The sequence below is a fragment of the Cytobacillus dafuensis genome, from assembly GCF_007995155.1.
GTDB classification, from domain to species: Bacteria; Bacillota; Bacilli; order Bacillales; family Cytobacillaceae; genus Cytobacillus; species Cytobacillus dafuensis.
The window spans coordinates 763,292-783,876 of record NZ_CP042593.1; the positions used below are offsets into that span (position 1 = coordinate 763,292).

22 protein-coding genes are annotated in these 20,585 nt (G+C 36.9%); 15 read left to right on the forward strand and 7 right to left on the reverse strand.

Annotated elements, in window-relative coordinates; all coding sequences use genetic code 11:
- Nucleotides 1-261 precede the first annotated feature (261 nt).
- From FSZ17_RS03845 to FSZ17_RS03855, 3 genes are all read right to left on the reverse strand, one after another.
- On the reverse strand, nucleotides 262-486 hold the full coding sequence (locus FSZ17_RS03845) for a hypothetical protein (protein WP_057775753.1): 225 nt from the start codon (nucleotides 484-486) through the stop codon (nucleotides 262-264).
- Nucleotides 487-669: 183 nt separating this feature from the next.
- A complete protein-coding gene (locus FSZ17_RS03850) occupies nucleotides 670-1,137 on the reverse strand; it encodes a GNAT family N-acetyltransferase (protein ID WP_057775754.1) in 468 nt (155 codons plus the stop codon).
- Between the two features lie 79 nt (nucleotides 1,138-1,216).
- The gene (locus FSZ17_RS03855) at nucleotides 1,217-1,981 is read right to left on the reverse strand and encodes a serine hydrolase (RefSeq protein ID WP_057775755.1); all 765 of its coding nucleotides are present in this window, start codon (nucleotides 1,979-1,981) and stop codon (nucleotides 1,217-1,219) included.
- 226 nt (nucleotides 1,982-2,207) lie between these two features.
- Between FSZ17_RS03855 and FSZ17_RS23870 the strand changes: the two genes are divergently transcribed.
- Nucleotides 2,208-2,336 (forward strand): hypothetical protein, encoded by a 129-nt coding sequence (locus FSZ17_RS23870; protein WP_267128895.1) that lies wholly within the window; start codon nucleotides 2,208-2,210, stop codon nucleotides 2,334-2,336.
- Between the two features lie 167 nt (nucleotides 2,337-2,503).
- Here FSZ17_RS23870 and FSZ17_RS03860 read toward each other — a convergent pair whose 3' ends face one another.
- A complete protein-coding gene (locus tag FSZ17_RS03860; protein WP_082625375.1) occupies nucleotides 2,504-3,775 on the reverse strand; it encodes an FAD-dependent oxidoreductase in 1,272 nt (423 codons plus the stop codon).
- A 321-nt stretch (nucleotides 3,776-4,096) separates the two neighbouring features.
- On the opposite strand from FSZ17_RS03860, the gene aceA reads away from it, so the two are divergent.
- The 5 genes from aceA to gatB all read left to right on the forward strand — a co-directional run bounded on the left by aceA (nucleotide 4,097) and on the right by gatB (nucleotide 9,674).
- A complete protein-coding gene (gene aceA, locus FSZ17_RS03865; RefSeq protein ID WP_057775756.1) occupies nucleotides 4,097-5,383 on the forward strand; it encodes an isocitrate lyase in 1,287 nt (428 codons plus the stop codon).
- Between the two features lie 303 nt (nucleotides 5,384-5,686).
- Nucleotides 5,687-6,121 carry a YueI family protein gene (locus FSZ17_RS03870; RefSeq protein ID WP_057775757.1) on the forward strand — a complete coding sequence of 145 codons (435 nt, stop codon included), beginning with the start codon at nucleotides 5,687-5,689 and terminating at the stop codon, nucleotides 6,119-6,121.
- 350 nt (nucleotides 6,122-6,471) lie between these two features.
- Nucleotides 6,472-6,762 carry an Asp-tRNA(Asn)/Glu-tRNA(Gln) amidotransferase subunit GatC gene (gene gatC / locus FSZ17_RS03875; RefSeq protein ID WP_057775758.1) on the forward strand — a complete coding sequence of 97 codons (291 nt, stop codon included), beginning with the start codon at nucleotides 6,472-6,474 and terminating at the stop codon, nucleotides 6,760-6,762.
- A 13-nt stretch (nucleotides 6,763-6,775) separates the two neighbouring features.
- The gene (gene gatA, locus FSZ17_RS03880) at nucleotides 6,776-8,233 is read left to right on the forward strand and encodes an Asp-tRNA(Asn)/Glu-tRNA(Gln) amidotransferase subunit GatA (RefSeq protein ID WP_057775759.1); all 1,458 of its coding nucleotides are present in this window, start codon (nucleotides 6,776-6,778) and stop codon (nucleotides 8,231-8,233) included.
- Nucleotides 8,234-8,246: 13 nt separating this feature from the next.
- Nucleotides 8,247-9,674 (forward strand): Asp-tRNA(Asn)/Glu-tRNA(Gln) amidotransferase subunit GatB, encoded by a 1,428-nt coding sequence (gatB, locus tag FSZ17_RS03885; RefSeq protein ID WP_057775760.1) that lies wholly within the window; start codon nucleotides 8,247-8,249, stop codon nucleotides 9,672-9,674.
- A 77-nt stretch (nucleotides 9,675-9,751) separates the two neighbouring features.
- Here gatB and FSZ17_RS03890 read toward each other — a convergent pair whose 3' ends face one another.
- On the reverse strand, nucleotides 9,752-10,543 hold the full coding sequence (locus tag FSZ17_RS03890; protein ID WP_057775761.1) for a helix-turn-helix domain-containing protein: 792 nt from the start codon (nucleotides 10,541-10,543) through the stop codon (nucleotides 9,752-9,754).
- A gap of 387 nt (nucleotides 10,544-10,930) precedes the next feature.
- Here FSZ17_RS03890 and FSZ17_RS03895 point away from each other — a divergent pair, with 387 nt between their 5' ends.
- From FSZ17_RS03895 to FSZ17_RS03915, 5 genes are all read left to right on the forward strand, one after another.
- The gene (locus tag FSZ17_RS03895) at nucleotides 10,931-11,998 is read left to right on the forward strand and encodes a LytTR family transcriptional regulator DNA-binding domain-containing protein (protein WP_057775762.1); all 1,068 of its coding nucleotides are present in this window, start codon (nucleotides 10,931-10,933) and stop codon (nucleotides 11,996-11,998) included.
- Between the two features lie 203 nt (nucleotides 11,999-12,201).
- The gene (locus FSZ17_RS03900) at nucleotides 12,202-13,050 is read left to right on the forward strand and encodes an ABC transporter ATP-binding protein (RefSeq protein WP_057775763.1); all 849 of its coding nucleotides are present in this window, start codon (nucleotides 12,202-12,204) and stop codon (nucleotides 13,048-13,050) included.
- Entirely contained in the window at nucleotides 13,047-13,754 is a 708-nt protein-coding gene (locus FSZ17_RS03905) for an ABC transporter permease (RefSeq protein WP_057775764.1), read from the forward strand. The genes FSZ17_RS03900 and FSZ17_RS03905 overlap by 4 nt, the downstream gene beginning before the upstream one ends.
- A 209-nt stretch (nucleotides 13,755-13,963) precedes the next feature.
- Entirely contained in the window at nucleotides 13,964-14,518 is a 555-nt protein-coding gene (locus FSZ17_RS03910) for a thioredoxin family protein (RefSeq protein WP_057775765.1), read from the forward strand.
- 26 nt (nucleotides 14,519-14,544) lie between these two features.
- On the forward strand, nucleotides 14,545-15,618 hold the full coding sequence (locus tag FSZ17_RS03915) for an NAD(P)H-dependent flavin oxidoreductase (protein ID WP_057775766.1): 1,074 nt from the start codon (nucleotides 14,545-14,547) through the stop codon (nucleotides 15,616-15,618).
- Nucleotides 15,619-15,705: 87 nt separating this feature from the next.
- On the opposite strand, the gene FSZ17_RS03920 is transcribed toward FSZ17_RS03915, so the two are convergent.
- Together FSZ17_RS03920 and plsY are read right to left on the reverse strand one after the other, a co-directional pair.
- Entirely contained in the window at nucleotides 15,706-16,638 is a 933-nt protein-coding gene (locus FSZ17_RS03920) for a manganese-dependent inorganic pyrophosphatase (protein ID WP_057775767.1), read from the reverse strand.
- A 168-nt stretch (nucleotides 16,639-16,806) separates the two neighbouring features.
- A complete protein-coding gene (gene plsY, locus FSZ17_RS03925; protein WP_057775768.1) occupies nucleotides 16,807-17,433 on the reverse strand; it encodes a glycerol-3-phosphate 1-O-acyltransferase PlsY in 627 nt (208 codons plus the stop codon).
- Nucleotides 17,434-17,917: 484 nt separating this feature from the next.
- Here plsY and FSZ17_RS03930 point away from each other — a divergent pair, with 484 nt between their 5' ends.
- From FSZ17_RS03930 to FSZ17_RS03945, 4 genes are all read left to right on the forward strand, one after another.
- Complete coding sequence (locus tag FSZ17_RS03930; RefSeq protein WP_057775769.1) at nucleotides 17,918-18,109, forward strand: hypothetical protein; 192 nt, start codon at nucleotides 17,918-17,920, stop codon at nucleotides 18,107-18,109.
- A gap of 342 nt (nucleotides 18,110-18,451) precedes the next feature.
- On the forward strand, nucleotides 18,452-19,027 hold the full coding sequence (locus FSZ17_RS03935) for an RNA polymerase sigma factor (protein ID WP_057775770.1): 576 nt from the start codon (nucleotides 18,452-18,454) through the stop codon (nucleotides 19,025-19,027).
- Nucleotides 19,024-19,497 carry an anti-sigma factor gene (locus FSZ17_RS03940; RefSeq protein WP_057775771.1) on the forward strand — a complete coding sequence of 158 codons (474 nt, stop codon included), beginning with the start codon at nucleotides 19,024-19,026 and terminating at the stop codon, nucleotides 19,495-19,497. Before FSZ17_RS03935 ends, FSZ17_RS03940 begins: the two co-directional genes overlap by 4 nt.
- A complete protein-coding gene (locus FSZ17_RS03945) occupies nucleotides 19,494-20,579 on the forward strand; it encodes a hypothetical protein (RefSeq protein ID WP_057775772.1) in 1,086 nt (361 codons plus the stop codon). Before FSZ17_RS03940 ends, FSZ17_RS03945 begins: the two co-directional genes overlap by 4 nt.
- Nucleotides 20,580-20,585 lie beyond the last annotated feature (6 nt).

The following is a 20,585-nucleotide window of genomic DNA, read 5'->3' on the forward strand; positions in this document are numbered from 1 at the left end:
TTTTTCTTACTAAACAGCGTGCTATTCGACGCAGGGGGAGCCTTTCAGAGCGTTACATCCTCATTCGACTCCTCGACATAACCCTTCAGTTTTAGAAATCTAAAACTGCCTGACATTTACCGAAATTGTGTGACCACATTTCATTTGAGTCAGGAACATTTCGCACCCACAATCTGGCCCTTTAACGGAACAACTCTATTATCACTCTACAGTTCCTTAAACCACTTTTCACTATAAAAAAGTTAAGGACCTAAAGAAAATTTACCATTTATGATGGTTATTTTTCTGCGAATTTCTATAAATATAATCTGCATTTTTATCGTGAGTCCATTGACTTATGAAGGTAGCTATAGTCGTAAACACTCCACCTAAGCCAAGAGCTATTTTGTATTGTCCTAAGAAAAATAAAATAAACGCACCAATTAAACAAACTATCATGATAATCAATATCCAAGTTTTAATTATTTCTTTCTTTTTATCACTCAATCAAAGCACCCTCTCAAATTTTTAACTATTTATGATTGAAATGAAAAAATATTCCAAAATCATTTAACTGGATGTATTTTAAAATTAAACTAATAAACAGCAAAATTTAAGCAATAGCAAAGGGTGAAAAAAGCATAGTTATATTACACTATGAAGTTAAATGAGGAGTCTCTTACAAGGCAGTCACGAAGGAAAATATTCCATTGGCTCATTACAATGAACATAACCATTTTTCTTATAATAATTAATGCTATCTTCACTAGGCCATACGATGATAAATTCATATTGGTTTTCTTTTGCCCATTTATTTATGGTAGAAAGGAGCTTACTTCCAATCCCTTTATTTCTATATTCTTTAACAGTATATACGTTTGTCATATATGCAAAAGGATGCGTTGTTCTACCAGGACGAGGGACTTTTTGTATTAGTTCTATGTATATATGGGATACAATTTTCCCATTATCCTCCGCAACCCAGATAAACCATTGGCTACTATTAAGTGCATTTTCTAAAAAGGATTGGCATTCCTTTTCAAAATCTTCGAATGATGTTTGTTCAATTTTTTTGCTTTCATCGTGCTCAATTGTAAAATCCCAGCGCATTCTTATTAATTGCTTAATGTCTTTTGGCTCAGCAAGTCGGATATTCATATGAAAAAACCTACTTTCATTGTTATTATGCAACATATAAAACCAATAGAAGGTGAGGAAGAATGTTTACTTTTCATGGCTAAGTCTTCTGTTTCAAATACTCATAATAAAGAAGTTTAATAGCATCTATTATTTTTTTATCTGCTAGATCATCTGTATAACGATTAGGTAAATTCTTTGCACCCCAAACATACAATAATGGATTTTGAGAGAACTCTCCTAAAATCCCAATATCAATTGCTGCATTATCTAATCCACCAGTCATATGATTTAAGAAATGGCTTGGTATACCTTCTATTTCACCTCGTTGTCTAACTAAACCATTAATAATTGGAATCCATAATTCAGAATTAGTTTTGTATCCTTCAAATATTAATAGCAAAAGTTCTAACAACTGACTCAATTCTCCGTTGTTTTCTAAATCCCTTGGATTTTGAGCAATATTAATTTTATGAAAATAGGATTTTATCTTTTTATTTATTTTTCCCCAGCCGCCACAAAATTGCACAATTCTATTTGCAGCGAAACTATCGTGACAGGCTATCATCACTTCAACAGCCTCTTCTAGTGTCAGTTTGTCTCTATTTTGTAAGTGAGGGTAAACTACGTTACTATCCTCTTCTGGATTTAATCGAATATCATCTACGATATCTTTCCAATTAAATTGTTTTTCTTCTACAAATTTTGCTATACAAAAGGCAATGACAACCTTAGCAGCAGATGCAAGAGGCACTGATAATTCATTGTTTAAAGAACAAACAATATCCCGTTTTAATGGTGAATAAATAATAATTCCTAATTCACCAGATTCTATTTCTTTTAATTTTCCAAGAACTTTCTGCATATTAGCCTCCACTTCATAATTTTATCTATTTTATTTATTCTCTCTTAAATAAATTAAACCTTCTTAAAGTAAACTGACGAGTTCATATAATATACAAAACCGCAATCAATATTCTTCCCAATCTTATTTATCTGACTCTATTTATGAGTGAATCAATAGGAATTAAGCAAATGTTAATATTGTGGTAATGTTCGCATAGTAAAAATTGCCTTGTGAGGTGTGATATATGAGAAAAATGACAATATTAGGAATTGTATTAGTGCTAATCGGGATAGGAATTACTATTTTTGGTCTTACCGTATCATCTGACTTAGGAGAGAAAATAGGTATTTTCGGATGCCTGGTTACGTATTAGTAATGATTGGGGTTTTTATAGGACCGGATTATAAAAAATCAAACTAAAGTTGGGATAAAAAATAAAAAACGCATGGATAGCCATGCGTTATACACAAAACATAGATTGGGTTAGTAATAATTAGATTGATTCATAAGCTCGCAGGTCAATCTGAATCCTGCTTTTTGTTAGCTATACTGTGGGCGTAGCTTTGTCCTCTTATTAACATGCTGTTCTGCACTTAATGCAGCAATCGCTCCGTCTGCAGCAGAAATGACTGCTTGTTTAATAGGTGTTCTTCGTGCATCCCCGCCAGCGAAAACACCTTCAGCACTTGTACGCAAATGATCATCAACAACTACATAACCTTCTTCATCTCTCTTGACAGAGTCATTTAGGAAGTCCGTTCCTGGTTTCATTCCGCCAAGGTACAAGAAAACTCCATCACTTTCCCAGGTTTGCTCTTCTTTTTTATCATTTAGAATGATAATTTTCTCAACGCTATCAGTTCCAGTAATTTCTCTTAAACGATGGCGTCTATAGATTTCGACATTTGGTTGATTCTCAAGCTGAGTAAAGACTACGTCGCCTTTTAGCTTTTCAGTTGGAATTAATAGTCTAACAGTTTTGCAGTACTTAGCTAGTGTTTCAGCTTCATGGATTGCTTCTTCATTATCACCTACTACGGTGACAACCTGATCCTGATAAAAGGCAGCATCACATGTTGAACAGTAGCTTACCCCACGTCCTGTAAATTCTTCTTCTCCTTTAATTTTACTCGAAGGAGCTTTTGCTCCAACTGCAATAAAGACGCTTTTGGCTTTAATAATTCCTTCTGCGACTTCAATTTTCTTAATTTCATCAGAAAAATCTACTGAAAGTACAGTCGAACGTACAAATTCTGCTCCGAAATCCTTCGCTTGAGCCTGCATTCTTTCTAAAAGTTCTAGTCCTGTTAACTCTTCTCTTACACCTGGATAGTTTGCGATTTTATGTGTAATTGCCAGCGTCCCTGCCTTTGGTGCCTTATCAATTACAAGGGTTTTTAACTTTCCTCGTGCTGCGTAAAGTGCAGCTGAAGCTCCAGCTGGACCGCCGCCAATGGTCACAAAATCATAAACCTCATCAAGGACTCTTTCATTAATGGATTGGAAAATAGTATCTGTATTTTCTTTAGGAGTATCTCCTTTAGAAGTGTCTACTGCAACAGAGGCTGTTTCATCTGTTATATCGAGTAGTTTTCTAAACTTCTTCTCTTGGAAGCCCAATACAAGCTTTCCATTAATTAAAGTGGCAGGAGTTCCGAAGATTTTACGCTCTTTTAGCTGATCAAAATATTCCTTATGTATGGATGCATTACGTTCTTCATATTCAAATCCCCAGTCCTTCAAAGCAGATTTTACTTTTTCACAATAGGGACAGCCAGTACTGCTATAAACAATAATTTCAGGTTTAGACAATATTAAAACCTCCGATAATTTATTTCATGTTATATGTGTTATTACTACAATAATAATATTAGTACTATATGAAAGTCAAACTCTTTTAATAATTATTATAATTTAATTATTAATATTTGTAACAGAAACGACGCAATTGAATTTAGAAAATAAATTTCCTTATTAAACAAATATAATTTTCTAAAAATTTTTAAAATAGGAGTTCATTTTCTTTGAATTCTGTTATATAATAAAAAGCAAGAAAAGTTTGTTGTAATATAACAGCAAGAGCGCTCATATACATTTCAATGAAATGAAGAAAATTGAAGGAGGATCAATCGAATGTCAGAATCAAGAGTACAGCAACTACAGGAAAGCTGGGAAATGGATGAGCGTTGGAAGGGGATTGAAAGACCTTATTCTGCCGAGGAGGTCATTCAATTAAGAGGCTCCATCGACATTGAATATACACTTGCTCGCAGAGGGGCAGAAAAGCTATGGAAGCTTGTGAATGAAGAGGACTTTGTTCATGCATTAGGTGCATTAACAGGGAATCAGGCAGTCCAGCAAGTAAAAGCAGGTTTGAAAGCGATCTATTTAAGCGGATGGCAAGTAGCGGCAGATGCCAATTTATCAGGGCATATGTACCCGGACCAAAGCTTATATCCAGCAAATAGCGTCCCAAGTGTAGTAAAAAGGATTAACCAAGCTTTACAGCGTGCAGACCAAATTCATCATATGGAAGGCGACTCATCTATTGATTGGTTTGCGCCGATCGTAGCTGATGCAGAAGCAGGTTTCGGTGGACAGCTGAATGTGTTTGAATTAATGAAAGGTATGATAGAGGCAGGAGCAGCAGGGGTTCATTTCGAGGATCAGCTATCATCTGAGAAAAAATGTGGACATCTTGGAGGAAAAGTTTTACTTCCAACGCAAACAGCAGTTAAGAATTTAATTGCGGCTAGATTAGCAGCAGATGTGATGGGAGTACCAACTCTAGTTGTGGCCCGTACAGATGCAAATGCGGCAGATTTAATTACGAGTGATGTTGATCCATATGATGCACCTTTCATTACTGGCGATCGAACACCAGAAGGATTTTTCAGGGTAAAAGCAGGACTTGATCAAGCGATTGCAAGAGGCTTGGCATATGCTCCATATGCAGACCTTGTTTGGTGTGAGACAGCAGAGCCTAATCTTGAGGAAGCAAGACAGTTTGCTGAAGCGATTCATGAAAAGTTCCCTAGTAAGCTATTAGCCTATAACTGCTCTCCATCATTTAACTGGAAGAGCAAGCTGGATGATGAAACAATTGCGAAGTTCCAAATTGAGCTCGGTAAAATGGGCTACAAATTCCAATTCGTTACACTAGCTGGTTTCCATGCCCTTAATCATAGCATGTTCGAATTAGCTAAAGGCTACAAGGATCGTGGCATGGCTGCCTACTCGGAATTACAGCAAGCTGAATTTGCAAGCGAAGAGCATGGTTATACTGCAACTAGACACCAAAGGGAGGTGGGTACAGGCTATTTCGATCAAGTTTCTATGACGATTTCAGGCGGAACATCTTCAACGACTGCCTTAAAAGGTTCAACGGAGGAAGCACAATTTACTGTAGCAAAACAGTAAGCATAATTAAGTTATTTGCTTTATTGTATTCAACCATTCTATCGTGATGTTTAACTATTTTTTTCTCCCATTTGCTCCTCTCTTCGAAAGAAGGGAGGTTTTTTTCTTTTTAAGAGCCTTTATGTTAAGGTTGAATTATAAATGGCTAAAGAATAATAGAGATACGTAATTTGTTACATCATAACAAAGCACCACATGATCAAATTATTCATACATATTAGTAGCCTTTCTTTTTAAATATATCGTTCATGCATTGTGAATTCGGACCTTTTAAAAAAAAAGATTTGAGTAGGAGGTTTTTCTTTGTCTAATAACATCGATGATTATATCCTTCAAGGAATACACGGTGAGAAACAAACGAAGCCTGATGAACGGAGAATATTCCTAGGTACCCTTAGAGAGAGAATTGTCATTGCTCTCAAACAGTCGCAAATTAGGGAGGATGGCATCTATCCACAAGTTGAAGAGGCCCTTAATAAAAATCAGAAGGCTCACCTTTATTTAAATGGGAATATGAGTTATTCGGAGCTATCGAAATATACGAAATTAGCGTCTAAGTACAACGTGGAATTTACAATGGTCACAAATAATAACTATAATTCAGAGATCGGCTTAGCCCTTGCTTATGACTATGCAATAGATAAAGAAGAAATTTATGTAACAAAGGAAGACCCGAAAAAAGAGCCAGCAAAAAATAAGAAGAAAAAAGGATTTTTTTCGCTTTTTTCAAAGCGTTGAAAAGGGAGTCGATTGGCTCCTTTTTTTAGATTAAGCGGTTTTGGGAGAATCAATGAACCCGTTTTTCTTATTAAAGATAAAAACCAGTAACAATGAGTCGATCAATGAACCCGTTTTTCTTATTAAAGTAAGAAACCGGTACCAATGAGTCAATCAATGCTCCTGTTTTTCTACTAACTTAGTTAGTAAACATACCCATACAACAAATAACTGCGAATTGCCTAAACTCGTGGTAAAATGGCAGGAGTACTGGTTTTATACTTATACAACATATTGCTTTAACGTGTGAAAGTTTGATATTATCAATATTATTGTGTCAATGAAACGAACACTTTTGGAGGTGTCACGAAATGTCTAGAATTTCTACCGATCAGGTAAAGCATGTTGCGAACTTGGCAAGATTGGCTATAACAGAAGAAGAGGCTGAAATGTTTAAGAAACAGCTTGATGCGATGATTTCATTCGCTGAGGAGTTAAATGAAATAAATACCGATCATGTGGAGCCAACTTCCCATGTCTTAGATATGAAGAATGTTATGAGAGAAGACAAGCCTCAAGAAGGATTGCCACAGTCTGAGGTTCTGAAAAATGCACCAGAGCATCAGGACGGACAAGTGAAAGTACCGTCCATTATGGAGTAAGGGGGGAAATACATTGAGTTTATTTGATCATAAAGTATCCGATTTACATGAGCTTTTACATAAAAAAGAAATAAAAGTAACGGATCTAGTGGATGAGTCCTATAAGCGTATTGGCGAAGTGGATGAAAAGGTACAAGCCTTTTTAACATTAGATGAAGAAAAAGCTCGTGAAACAGCGGGCAAAATGGATGAAAAACTAGGAACAGATGAATCAAAAGGGCTTCTCTTTGGAATGCCGATTGGTGTTAAGGATAATATCGTGACGAAAGGCTTGCGTACAACGTGTGCAAGTAAGATATTAGAGAACTTCGATCCGATTTATGATGCGACAGTCGTTCAAAAATTACATCAGGCAGAAACGATTACAATTGGAAAATTAAATATGGATGAATTTGCAATGGGTTCATCTAATGAAAATTCAGCATACCAAAAAACGCGTAACCCTTGGAATCTCGAAACAGTGCCGGGCGGATCTTCAGGCGGTTCAGCTGCTTCAGTCGCTTCCGGGGAAGTTCTGTTTTCATTAGGCTCAGATACAGGAGGCTCTATTAGACAGCCTGCTGCATTCTGTGGAGTAGTTGGTTTGAAGCCGACATATGGCCGTGTTTCACGCTTTGGCCTTGTTGCATTTGCTTCTTCACTTGACCAAATTGGACCGATTACACGTACTGTTGAAGACAATGCGTACTTATTACAGGCCATTTCCGGACTAGATTCGATGGACTCTACTTCAGCAAATATCGATGTTCCAAATTTTGTGCAATCATTAACTGGTGACGTTAAAGGATTGAAAATTGCTGTACCGAAGGAGTATTTAGGAGAAGGAGTATCCGAAGAAGCACGCCAATCTGTTTTAGATGCTTTAAAGGTTCTTGAAAAGTTAGGAGCTACTTGGGAAGAAGTATCGCTTCCTCATTCTAAATATGCCTTAGCGACTTATTATTTATTATCATCATCTGAAGCTTCTGCGAATCTTGCGAGATTTGACGGAGTTCGTTATGGATATAGAACAGATGATCCGAAAAACCTGCTTGATTTATATAAGAAGTCTCGTGCTGAAGGCTTTGGTGATGAAGTGAAACGTCGCATCATGCTTGGAACCTTTGCATTGAGCTCAGGCTATTATGATGCTTATTATAAAAAGGCCCAAAAGGTACGTACTCTTATCAAAAATGACTTTGATGAGGTTTTCAATAAATATGATGTTATTATTGGGCCGACAACACCTACGCCTGCCTTCAAAATTGGCGAGAATATCGATGATCCGCTTACAATGTATGCAAATGATATTTTAACCATTCCTGTCAACCTTGCAGGTGTCCCTGGAATTTCAGTTCCATGCGGATTTGCTAATGGTTTGCCACTTGGTTTGCAAATCATTGGAAAGCATTTCGATGAAAGCACTGTTTATCGAGCAGCACATGCCTTTGAACAGGCAACAGATTATCATAAACAAAAACCGGTACTGTAAGGGGGGAGAACAAATGGAATTTGAAACGGTTATTGGCCTTGAAGTTCACGTTGAATTAAAGACAGACTCAAAAATTTTCTCGAGCAGCCCGAACCATTTCGGTGCAGAGCCGAATACAAATACAACTGTTATTGACCTTGGTTATCCAGGTGTGCTGCCCGTCTTAAATAAGAAAGTCGTTGAATATGGCATGAAAGCAGCGATGGCGCTTAACTGTGAGATTGCGCCAGTCACTAAATTTGACCGTAAAAACTATTTTTACCCAGACAATCCGAAAGCTTATCAAATCTCTCAATTTGACAAGCCGATCGGTGAACATGGCTGGATTGAAATCGAAGTAGACGGTTATAAGAAAAAGATCGGAATTACGCGTATCCATATGGAGGAAGATGCTGGGAAACTGACACATGGTAACGGTTATTCATTAGTGGATTATAACCGCCAAGGCACACCGCTTATTGAGATCGTTTCTGAGCCAGATATTCGTACACCAAATGAAGCGTATGCATATCTTGAAAAGTTGAAATCGATTATCCAATATACAGGTGTTTCTGATTGTAAGATGGAGGAAGGATCTCTGCGCTGTGATGCGAATATTTCCATTCGCCCAGTTGGCCAAAAAGAATTCGGTACGAAAACAGAGTTGAAAAACCTAAACTCTTTCAACTTTGTTCGAAAAGGTCTTGAATATGAAGAGAAGCGTCAGGAAGAAATCATCCGTTCTGGCGGTGTGATCGGTCAGGAAACACTCCGTTATGATGAAGCGACAAATACAACCATCCTCATGCGTGTAAAAGAAGGATCGGATGATTATCGTTACTTTCCTGAGCCAGATTTATTAGATATTCATATTGATGAAGAATGGAAAGCTAGAATTCAGGCAGAAATTCCTGAACTTCCAGATGCAAGGAAAAAACGTTATGTAGAAGATCTTGGCTTGCCTGCATATGATGCAGCTGTTTTAACGGTTACAAAGGAAATGGCAGATTTCTTTGAAGCGACAGTCGCTGCTGGTGCAGAAGCAAAACAGGCTTCCAACTGGCTTATGGGTGAAGTATCTGCCTACTTAAAGGCTGAGCAAAAAGAGCTTGATGAAACGGCACTGACTCCTGCTGGCCTTGCTGGTATGATTAAGCTTATTGAAAATGGAACGATTTCTTCTAAAATTGCTAAAACCGTTTTTAAGGAACTAATTGAAAACGGCGGCGATGCTGAGCAGATCGTAAAAGAAAAAGGACTTGTCCAAATTTCTGATGAAGGTGCACTTCTGAAAATTATTAACGAAGTCATGGATAATAATCCGAAAATCATTGACGATTATAAAAACGGCAAAGAGAAAGCGCTTGGCTTCTTTGTTGGCCAAATCATGAAAGCAACAAAAGGACAGGCAAACCCTCCTTTAGTAAACAAGCTTTTATTAGAAGAATTAAAGAAACGTTAATTTATAGTGAAAATTCAAACAGTGGAGGGGATTTTGTCATCCCTCCACTGTTTATTTTTTTGCTCTGATCGTTTTTATTAAAAATTATCAAGCTTTTCTTTCACTTTTTTTCTTATCTTATAACTTAAGCGATTAGTATGCTCCTCATTTATTACCAGTAGTTTATATGTATCTAATATTGCTACTGTACGGATGAAAATATAGGCACCAACAGCCATTAAAGCGACACAATACGGATAATAAGGCACTAAAAATCCTGAAGTTATCTCTTTCTCTTCTAATATAAAGGGTAGTCCGCCTGCTGCAATAATACAAAATGAAAGGATCATCACTGGAGCATACCGCTTTTTCATATTTTCATATCTTGCTGTCAACTCTTTATGATAATTCTGGTCAAATAGCAAGGTCTCTTTTCTAAGAATTTTATATTTATTACCTTCATCTATAACTGCTGCCGCCATAAGCGCTCCAATACCAAGCACAGCAATAATAATGATAAGGAAAGTATAAATGGCTGGATCATGTTTAAAAATTATATATGGTACTGTTACTAAAATAAGCAGGCTCATTCCTAAAGCAATATATTTAGAAGTTTTACGTTCATGCAATAAAAACCCCTCTGCCATTTCTCTGCTAACATAATATCCTTGTTCATTTTCATGACTTTGCTCAACAGTATCTTTTAACAAATAATCAATAGATACCTCAAAAATGTTTCCGATCATTAGAAGTTTTTCAGTTTCAGGAAACCCTTGACCATTTTCCCATTTACTAATAGCCTGCCTTGAGGTGTTTAATTTTTCAGCTAAAGCCTCTTGAGAAAGGCCTTTTTCTTTTCTTAACTTATAAAGTTTTTCACTAAATGCCAAATATATGACCTCCTTTGTTTGATAACTAAATTATATGAAAACATTCCTTTATATTCCATATTATCACAAATGCGATTTGTCAACTTACGGTTGCAATTATGTTATATGATGTATTTTGCATAAAATTTAAACTATTTCGACAATTATATTTAAATATTTCCTAGGAAAAGATATGATTTTCTATAATCGGATAAAAAATGACATTTGGAAAAGAGAAATATTTAGATGGGTCAAATAAAATATTAATCTACAATGAAATTTTTAAATAATTTTAGATAGAAGAAATTACTAATTATCGGTTATAATTACCAAGTGGGAAATTTATGTATTAACACTATGCTTACATAATTCTTATTTTTAAAAAATACGATACCAAGGTGATAGATAATGGGCATCTTAGAGATTAACGGTCTTGAAAAACATGACGAGCATAATATAGTATTTCCATCATTTAGTTTAGAAGTTTCAGAGTCTGAAGTGATTGCTATTCATACTAGTACGAATGTGCGGACAAGTTTATTAAAACAATTTATGGGTGAAATCCCAATTTCTAATGGAGAGATACTCGTTAATAAGAAAAATGTAAAGCTGTCGAAAAGAGATTTTTTCTCTGAGGTCGGCTTTTTCTGTTTAGATGATGAGTTGTATGAAAGGTTAAGTGTAAAGGAGAACTTTTCTTTTTTTCAAAAATTATATGAATCGGACTTTTCTATTGATGAAGGATTGCATATCGTTCAACTTGAGACGAAGCGAAATGTAAGATTAGATAAATTATCAAAATCGGAAAAGAGAAGGGCTATTTTTGGTCGTTTGCTAATTCAGAATCCTACCTTATTTGTTTTTGAGGAGCCAGATCAAAATATCGATTTGGAGACAAAGCGTGTATTTTTGAAGATGGTACGGGAGCTGAAGCAAAAAGGGAAGGCTGTATTAATGCTAACAAGTAATATGGAAAGTGCACTTTCGATTACGGATCAGGTTTATCGCTTAGATGATACAGGCTTGCATGCTCTTGATGTTAGATCGGAAGATGAAACTGCTAATGAGGAAATGACTGGCTTACAAGAAGAAGTCTTAACGCAGGAAAACGAAGAAGAAATCATCATTCAGCCAGTTCGATTTGAAAAAATCCCAACGAAGGTGAATGATAAAATCGTTTTATTTGATCCACCAGAAATTGATTATATTGAAAGCAGGGATGGACAGTCCAATATTTATATTAAAGGTGAAATGTATCCAAGTGTATTTACGATGACTGAGCTAGAAAATCGATTGCACCCTTATGGATTTTTCAGATGTCATCGTTCTTATATTGTGAATTTGCAAAAGGTTCGTGAGGTTGTGACCTGGACAAGAAATAGCTTTACATTAGTATTAGGCGATGCCAAAAAGTCATCGATTCCCTTATCGAAAACAAAAATGGCAGAATTAAAGACAATGTTGGGGCTTAAATAAGCTCCATTTCACCTAAAATACTCTCCATTCACCTCCAAAATAACTCTTTTCATCGGAATAATAATGTGCAGATGTGATTTGTTCTTTACTATTAAGGCATAGCGAAAAACGGAAGCGCCATACCGACAACTAATACGTCGGGGGGGAGGCGATGAAGTTAGATAAGCATAACAAATCAATTAAATCTTCACAGGAGGATGAACATGGAGAATATTATTGAAGTATCAGGTTTAGCCAAAATGTTTTCAAATCAGCCAGCATTAAAGGATGTTTCATTTAACGTAAAAAAAGGAGAGACATTCGGATTTTTAGGACCAAGTGGTTCTGGAAAAACAACTACTATTAAAATCTTAACCGCGCAATTAGCACAAACGGACGGAGAGGCTCTTGTATTTGGAGTACCAGCTTCAAAGTTCAAGGAAGCAGGTTACCGTAAAAGAATTGGTGTGCTAACCGATAATAGCGGTCTTTACGTTCGCCTTACAGTTTATGATAATTTAAAGCTTTACTGTGATCTTTACGATGTCCCATATACTCGCATTGATGAAGTTCTTGATATGGTAAATTTAAAAGATGCGAAAAAGAAGGTTATTTCTAAGCTTTCAAAAGGTATGTTGCAGCGTGTAACCTTAGCGAGGGCATTTCTACATAAGCCAGATCTGCTATTCCTGGATGAACCAACATCAGCACTTGACCCAGTAAATACAAAGCATATTTATAAAGGATTGGAAAATCTGAAAGAGCAAGGAACAACGATATTTTTAACGACACATGATATGAACGAAGCGGAAACACTCTGTGATCGTGTAGCATTTTTAAATGAAGGAAAGATTCAATTACTTGATTCACCGAAGGCTCTAAGGAAAAAATTTGCAGATAATACGATAACAGTAGAGTTAGCGGATGGCAGCAAGGAAATTATCGATCGTGGAGCTGAAGGCGCACAAACGATGTACAATTATATGTCGGAAAATAAGGTTGTTTCAATCTATTCAAACGAACCTACACTTGGTGATATTTTTGTAGAGGTAACAGGGAGGAAATTATCATGACATTTTCAATTAAACGTTCATTAGCCATTTTTCAAAAAGATTATAAAGATGTTAGTAAAAATTTATATGTATCCGTATCCGTATTAATGCCACTTGCTTTGGCTGCACTCTGGGGAATGGATGGAATAGACAATATTAATATGCATTATATGTTATTTAATATGACATTATGTATGGTGGCAGCTTATGTACAATGTTGTCTTATTGCAGAAGAAAAGGAGAAGAATACGTTGCGTGGCCTTATGCTTTCACCAGCGAGTACGATGGATATATTGATAGGAAAGAGTCTTTTAAGTTTTATTGCAACGTTCATTATGCTTGTTGCTTGCGCATTTTTACAGGATTATAAGCCTGAAAATTTACTTGTTATCTCACTTGCTTTGGCTCTATCTACTATTTTCTATATTGGTCTTGGAACAGTGCTTGGTTTAGTAACAAAATCAGTTATGGAAGCGTCAGTTATCATTTTACCATTTATTGGGTTCTTTTCTTTCGGTTCATTTTTAACAGTTTTAGCAGAATCGTTTCCAATTCTAAAAGTGACTGAGTATTTACCGAATTTACAGCTAATTGAAATAGCAAATAAGGTTCATTCAGGTGCTGGTTTAGCAGATGTATGGTTTAATCTTGCTGTTATCTTAGCTTCAATCGTTGTTATATTTGCCATCGCGATCGTGGTTTTTAGAAAGCGAATGATGGATTAAAAAGAAGGGCTGATGGCTATTCCATCAGCCTTTTGACATTTTTCTTACTATTTTTCCATATTCCGCTTTTATTTCCTAGGAAAGAACCTGCTAATCTTGCAAATAGTGACATAGTGTTTAGAAGCTGAAAACAGGTTCGAATGCTTCGCTTATTTATAAGTGATATGTCATAATAAGGAAAGAAATAAAGGTAAAGTAGGAGGTTTATTATGAGCTTAAATCAGTGGTTTGAAAAAGGATTAACTGCGGATCAGTATATGACAGGCATGAAAGTGAATCAGAATGAAATGAGTCAAATACTTGAACAATTTTCCCTTTCTGACGGGGAAAAGGAAATCCTGGCATCTCTTAAAGATAAAGGATTAAAAGCAATTGTCTTATCGGAAGACTGGTGTGGAGATGCGCTGTTAAACAATCCAATACTTTTGAAAATTGCCGAGGAGATTGGCATGGAGGTCCGTTTTTTATTAAGGGACCAAAACCTTGAATTAATGGATCAATATTTAACAAACGGAACATCTCGTGCGATTCCAATATTTATTTTTATCAATGAGAATGGTGAAGAGCAGGCGGTATGGGGACCACGGGCGAAGGAGCTTCAAGACCTTGTTGATCAAGAACGGAGCCAGCTTCCTTCTCAGGATAAACCTGATTTTAAAGAGCAACAATTGGCGATGTACAAAAGGTTATTGGCTACCTACCAGGTTGACGAAAATCTTTGGCATGCTGTAGCGAAAAGTATTTGCGATACGATAATAAAATAATTCTCTTATAAGGGTGTGTGTGTGCATTGGGCTGGAATAAGAATGAATTGACAGAAATGCTCGGTATTTCTTATCCAATTTTTCAAGCACCGATGGCAGGGGGAATCACAACACCAGCGCTGATCAGCGATACATCAAACTGCGGTGGGCTAGGAAATCTTGGGGCAGGGTATATGAAGCCTGAGGAAATAAAGGAAGCAATAAATGAAATTAGAAGATTAACAGATCGACCATTCGGAGTGAATTTGTTTGTTCCAAATGTAAAAGGAATATATGCAGACGAAGTTTTAGCAGCTATGACACATAAGTTAAACGCTTATGGAAAGGAATTAGGAGTCGAAGAAACTCCGATTGCTCAAGAAAAAAATTACCAAGCTTTATATGAAGACCAAGTGGAAGAGGTTCTTAGAGCAAAGATTCCTGTATGCAGCTTTACATTTGGAATTCCTGATAAAGAAGTGATGAAGGATCTTCGCAAGCAGGGCTGCGTTATTATCGGAACAGCTACAAATGTAAGGGAAGCTTTTGAGCTTGAAGAGAGTGGCGTGGACATGATTGTGGCCCAAGGCAGTGAGGCTGGCGGACATCGGGGAACCTTTCATCAAGAGGAAAGTGGCTTAATTGGTTCGATGGCGCTTATCCCTCAAGTCGCTGATGCCGTAAGCAAGCCTGTCATCGCAGCTGGGGGAATCATGGATTCACGAGGGATCGCAGCATCTATCATTCTCGGCGCAAAAGGTGTTCAGCTCGGAACTGCTTTCCTTACATGTAGAGAAAGCGGTGCAGCATCTATTTACAAGCAGAAACTCTTGAAGAGTACGGAGGAACAAACAACATTTACAAAAGCCTTTTCAGGAAAGCTTGCACGAGGTATAAGCAATCGGTTTATCATGGAGATGCGCGATCAGACGGCCATGCCATTTCCTCTGCAAAATGACATGACGGGTCCTATTCGAAAGCAAGCCGCAAAGCTTGAGGAATCTGACTTTATGTCTATATGGGCAGGGCAGGGTATTAGAATGGCGAAAGAAAGAACAGTCAAAGAATTGATGAAAGAACTCATAGAGGAAACAGAAATGATTTTAAATTCTTCATATTAAAAAATGGCTAGTGGTTAGAGTGGCAATTATGTATATAAAAAGGGAGTCTTGAAATCGAAAAAACGACTTTAAGACTCCCATTTATTTTTACTTATCTGCTAAAACATTCGTTAATACCGGTACGATTTGCTTCTTACGGGATACAACACCTTTTAACAATGCTTTGTTGTTTTCAAGTGTTACATTGTAAGCTTCTTCAACAGCCTTTGTTTCGTTTCCTATGGCAATGGCAACTGAATCACTGTTTAGGATATCAGTAAGGACAAATAAGAATAAATCTAATTCCTTCTTTTTCACAACTTCGGAAAGAACAGATTCGAGCTCATCTTGACGGCTTAAAACATCATTTAAATCGATTGCATTCACTTGAGCGATTTCCGTTTTGTAAGTACCCATTTGGAATTCCTTCGCATCAAGAGAAATAAGCTCTTCGATTGTCTTATCACTAAGATTTGCACCTGCTTTAAGCATTGCTAATCCGTATTCTGCAGCATTAACTCCAGCAATTTCAGCAAGCTCTTGTGCTGCTTTTACATCTTCCTCTGTGCATGTTGGAGATTTAAAGAGAAGAGAATCTGAAATAATTGCTGAAAGCATCAAACCAGCAGTATCCTTGCTGATTTCAACGCCGTTTTCTTTATACATCTTTTTCAAGATAGTAGCCGTACACCCAACTGGCTCTGCACGATAATATAACGGGTCGCTTGTTTCGAAGTTTGCGATTCGGTGATGATCGATAACCTCAAGAATCTTCACATCACGAATATCGTCAGCACTTTGCTGAAACTCGTTATGATCGACGAGAATGACTTCGCTAACTTCTTTAGAAACCGCCTCTACTAATCGAGGTGCCTCTGCTTTGAAATATTGTAATGCATATTGAGTTTCTTCATTTACTTGACCTAAGCGGATAGGCTCAGCGTCTACCCCTAATTTAGTTTTTAATTCTGCATACGCAATAGCCGAACAAATTGAATCTGTGTCAGGGTTTTTGTGTCCGAATACAAATATTTTTGACATAATCCTTCTCCTTGATTGAATAGAATACGGCAAAAAGCCTGTTGTTATTTTAACATATCTACAATAATAGGAGAAATCAACTTTTAACTTCCTTGTTGATTTCCGCTGCAGGCACTAAGTAAAAATAAAAAACCGAATATCGGTTTGTCCAATATTCGGGCAAAGCAGCTACGCGCGGTTCGCGTTATTTTTTGGCGGGATACGGTCATCCTTGAGCCGTTTGTCATTTACCTTTGGCTCCTGCTTATGAATAAAATTGTTAATATTCGATCGATGGAGAAAAATTAATAATAATAGAAAGATAGAAAATATAAGTTCATGTTCCCGGCCAGGTATGAAGAAAGAGTAGATAAGTAATGTAAGTCCGACAGATAAGGATCCGTAAAATACATATTTCGAAAAATAAATGACGATGAAAAACGCAAGATAAGCAGCAGCAAACATCCAGATATTCGTTACAAGAAGGACACCTGCAGTGGTCGCAATGGCTTTTCCCCCACGAAATCCTGCAAATATTGGGAAGCAATGACCAACAACAGCGATTAGCCCAGTAAATAAAGGATTGATTTCCACACCTAGTAATAATGGAAGACTCGCGGCAAGCGCTCCTTTTCCTACATCTACTAGCAGTACAACGATAGCTGCTTTTTTGCCGAGTACCCTCAACGTATTGGTGGCTCCAGGATTATTGCTCCCATGCTCACGAATATCAATATTGAAAGCAATCCTGCCAACAAGGAGAGCAGTAGGGATAGAGCCTATTAAATAAGCAATTAGAAACAGTAATATTGTCATCATATCATCCTTATGGGAGAATAATGGTTATGGATTTCCAAACTTGGAAGTATACTTTATTTTATCATGGAATGGTTATGGTTGGCGGTTATTTTTTGGCTAATTAGAAAGTTTAAGTTTATTAACATACTAAAGTAAAGTGTGTTTTCAAATAAATATCTGCTAATAAGATCGCATAAGAAATACTAAGACATTCGCCAAAAAGGACTTGGCAAATGCCAAGTTTTTCTAAGCTAATAAGAAAGTTTAAGATTATTAACATACTAAAGTAAAGTGTATTTTCAATTAAATATCTGCTAATAAGATCGCATAAGAAGAACTAAGGCATTCGCCAGAAGGACTAGGCGAACGCCAAGTTCTTCTAATAAATTGAAAATATGTGAGATAAATCACTGTTGACCGTATAATAGAATGGTAATCTTTTGTTAAATATAAGTTTTCACTATTTTGAAGTGGATAATATAGATTAAGAGGTGGATTTAGGATGAGTATCGCGATCATTTTGGTAATAGTCCTCACTATTATAGCAATCATAAGTACAATAATGGCTATTTCAAAGGGGGACCCGAATTATCGAAGCTCTACAAAAAGAAATACAACGAATCTAACTTTAATATATGCAGCAACTACTGTATTATCAATAATTGCTTTATGTTTTTATATTTGGATAAAGTGAAACTTCCATCAGTGGGGGTTTTCTTTCATCCCCCACTGATGGTTAGTTGAACCAATCGGGCCTTTACGGGCAGTTGATCCCCACTTAGGTTTCTTTAATTCTCTCGCAACCTTGAAGTGGGGGTCTTACTGCCCGTTAATCTGCGATAAAATAATAGAATGATTGGGGAACCTCTCATTCATATCTTTAACAACGCTTGGAATGATTTTATCCAAGCTTATTTGTATTGGGTAGAGTTGTGCTAATTTTAGGATTCATCAGCACTCATGACTTTACGGAAAAAATTTTTAAAAAAATTTATTTTTCGTGTAGGGAAATGATACTTAGCTTTCGTCTATTAGGGTGGAAGCTGTCAGAAAGGGGGAGAGAGAGATTAGCGACCAAGTTCTTATCCAAAAAGTAAAGAGCGGCAACGACCATGCTTTCCGGCTTTTGGTAGAAAAATACCGTAATGATTTGTTCCGAACGATTTATGCCGTCTTAAGAGATCAAAAAGAAGCGGAAGATGCTGCTCAAGAAGTGTTTTTAAAGATTTATACCTCTCTCCCCCAATATGAGAATCAAGGCTTTAAAACATGGATTACAAGAATTGCTGTTAACCACGCGATTGATTTGAAGAGAAAGCGGGATCGCAGGCAGGAAGATATTATAGATGTAATCGAGTATGATACGATTGGGACGCAAAGAGAAAGCGTTGAAACAGAGGTTATTCTTAAAGAAAGAGCGATGCTTGTTCGGGAAAAGCTTTACGAGCTTCCTGAAAATTATCAGAATGTCATTTATGATTTTTATATCGCCGAAAAAACGTATCAGCAAATGGCTGAGGAACAAAATGTTCAAGTAAAGACAATTGAGACAAAGCTGTACCGTGCCCGTAACTGGATGAAAAAGCATTGGAAGGAGGACGATTTTTCATGAAACATTATTCTAAAGAAGAGTGGTTGAAATACGTGAAAAATGAGTTAAATAAAGATGTCCGTGAGGGATTTGAAAATCATCTTTATGGCTGTGACCAATGCTTGGATCTGTATCTCCAGGCGGTAGCGGAGGAGGAAAGCCATTTACCGATCATTTTAAATGAAGCTGATTTTACGGATTCTATTATGGCTTCCATTGCGGAATACAAAAATAACCATATTGAAAGGCCGCAAGTGAGAAAGAAGAGTAAATCCTTCTATCAATCAGCTCTTTTCCATTATTCAATTGCTGCTGCTATGACGATTCTTTTAATGACGACAGGAGTATTCCAGTCGATTACAAAATATGCTGAAAATGTTCAGAGTCCAAGTTTTAAAGAGAAGGAAACTTCTATGACAGAAGGGATTGTCAACAAAACCTTTGCTTGGATGGATTCCTTAGAGACAAAAAATAAGAAGGAGGGAAAATGATGAAAAATCCAATTATCGCTTTTCTGCTGGCGTTTTTCCCAGGCGGAGGCTTAATGTATTTAGGAAAAGTCTTACGGGGACTTGGGTATATGTTCGGGGAAATTTTCCTCATCGTTCTCACTTTTGTGATCGGTGTAACCGTTGGGGATGCTGCATTTATTGTTGTGTTTGCAGGGGTTTTTCTTTACATTGTCAATTTAGTTGATACGGCTATCACGGGTACCAAGCTTTTTAAAAACAAGCAAGAGCTTTCGGCCGAGAGTTCAGAGGCAAGTGACCATGAGCTTGAACGTTTCCGTACAATTCTATTATCTTTTATCCCTGGAGTGGGTCATTTTCAACTCGGTCTGATGAACAGAGGGATTACTCTGCTAGCAGCGTTCCTTGGACTTGGTGTGATGGTAACTTTTGTGGCAGTTCTTACACACCAAGGTGAGTTTTTAATGTTTTGGGCTATTTTACCGGTTATTTGGGTGTACGGTTTTTTCGATGCGATCCAACAGTTAAACCGGAAGCAGCGTGGGGAAGAGCTTGTCGATCGTACAATCCTTGAGGATTTTGAAATGAGAAGAGAGGGTGGAAAGAAAAGCAAATCCATTGCGACCTTCTTGTCTATCTTCCCAGGAGCAGGACATCTTTATCTTGGCCTGCAACGTCGAGGTATTCAATTAATGGCAGCCTTTCTGTTCTCGATTTATATTCTGGATGTATTGCGTTTAGGAATCTTTTTATTCTTAATACCAATCATATGGTTTTACAGCTTTTTTGATGGTCTGCAAAAGGCATCGAAATATGGGAATGAGCCGTTGGAAGATACACCGATTATTTCCAATTTAATTAATCATCAAAAGTGGCTTGGAATCGGGCTTGTTCTCCTTGGATTATATTATTTAACGACGAATATTTTGCTGCCAGCTGTGTCACCAATGATCTATGACATGATTAATATTGATATTCGATATTGGTTTGATCGTTATTTCCAAACAGCTATTGTTTGTATCCTGCTGATCGGCGGCGGTTTGAAGCTTCTTTTTGGAAAAAAAGAAAAGAAAATCGTAGAGCAGCCAAATGAGGAAGTATAGTCTAAG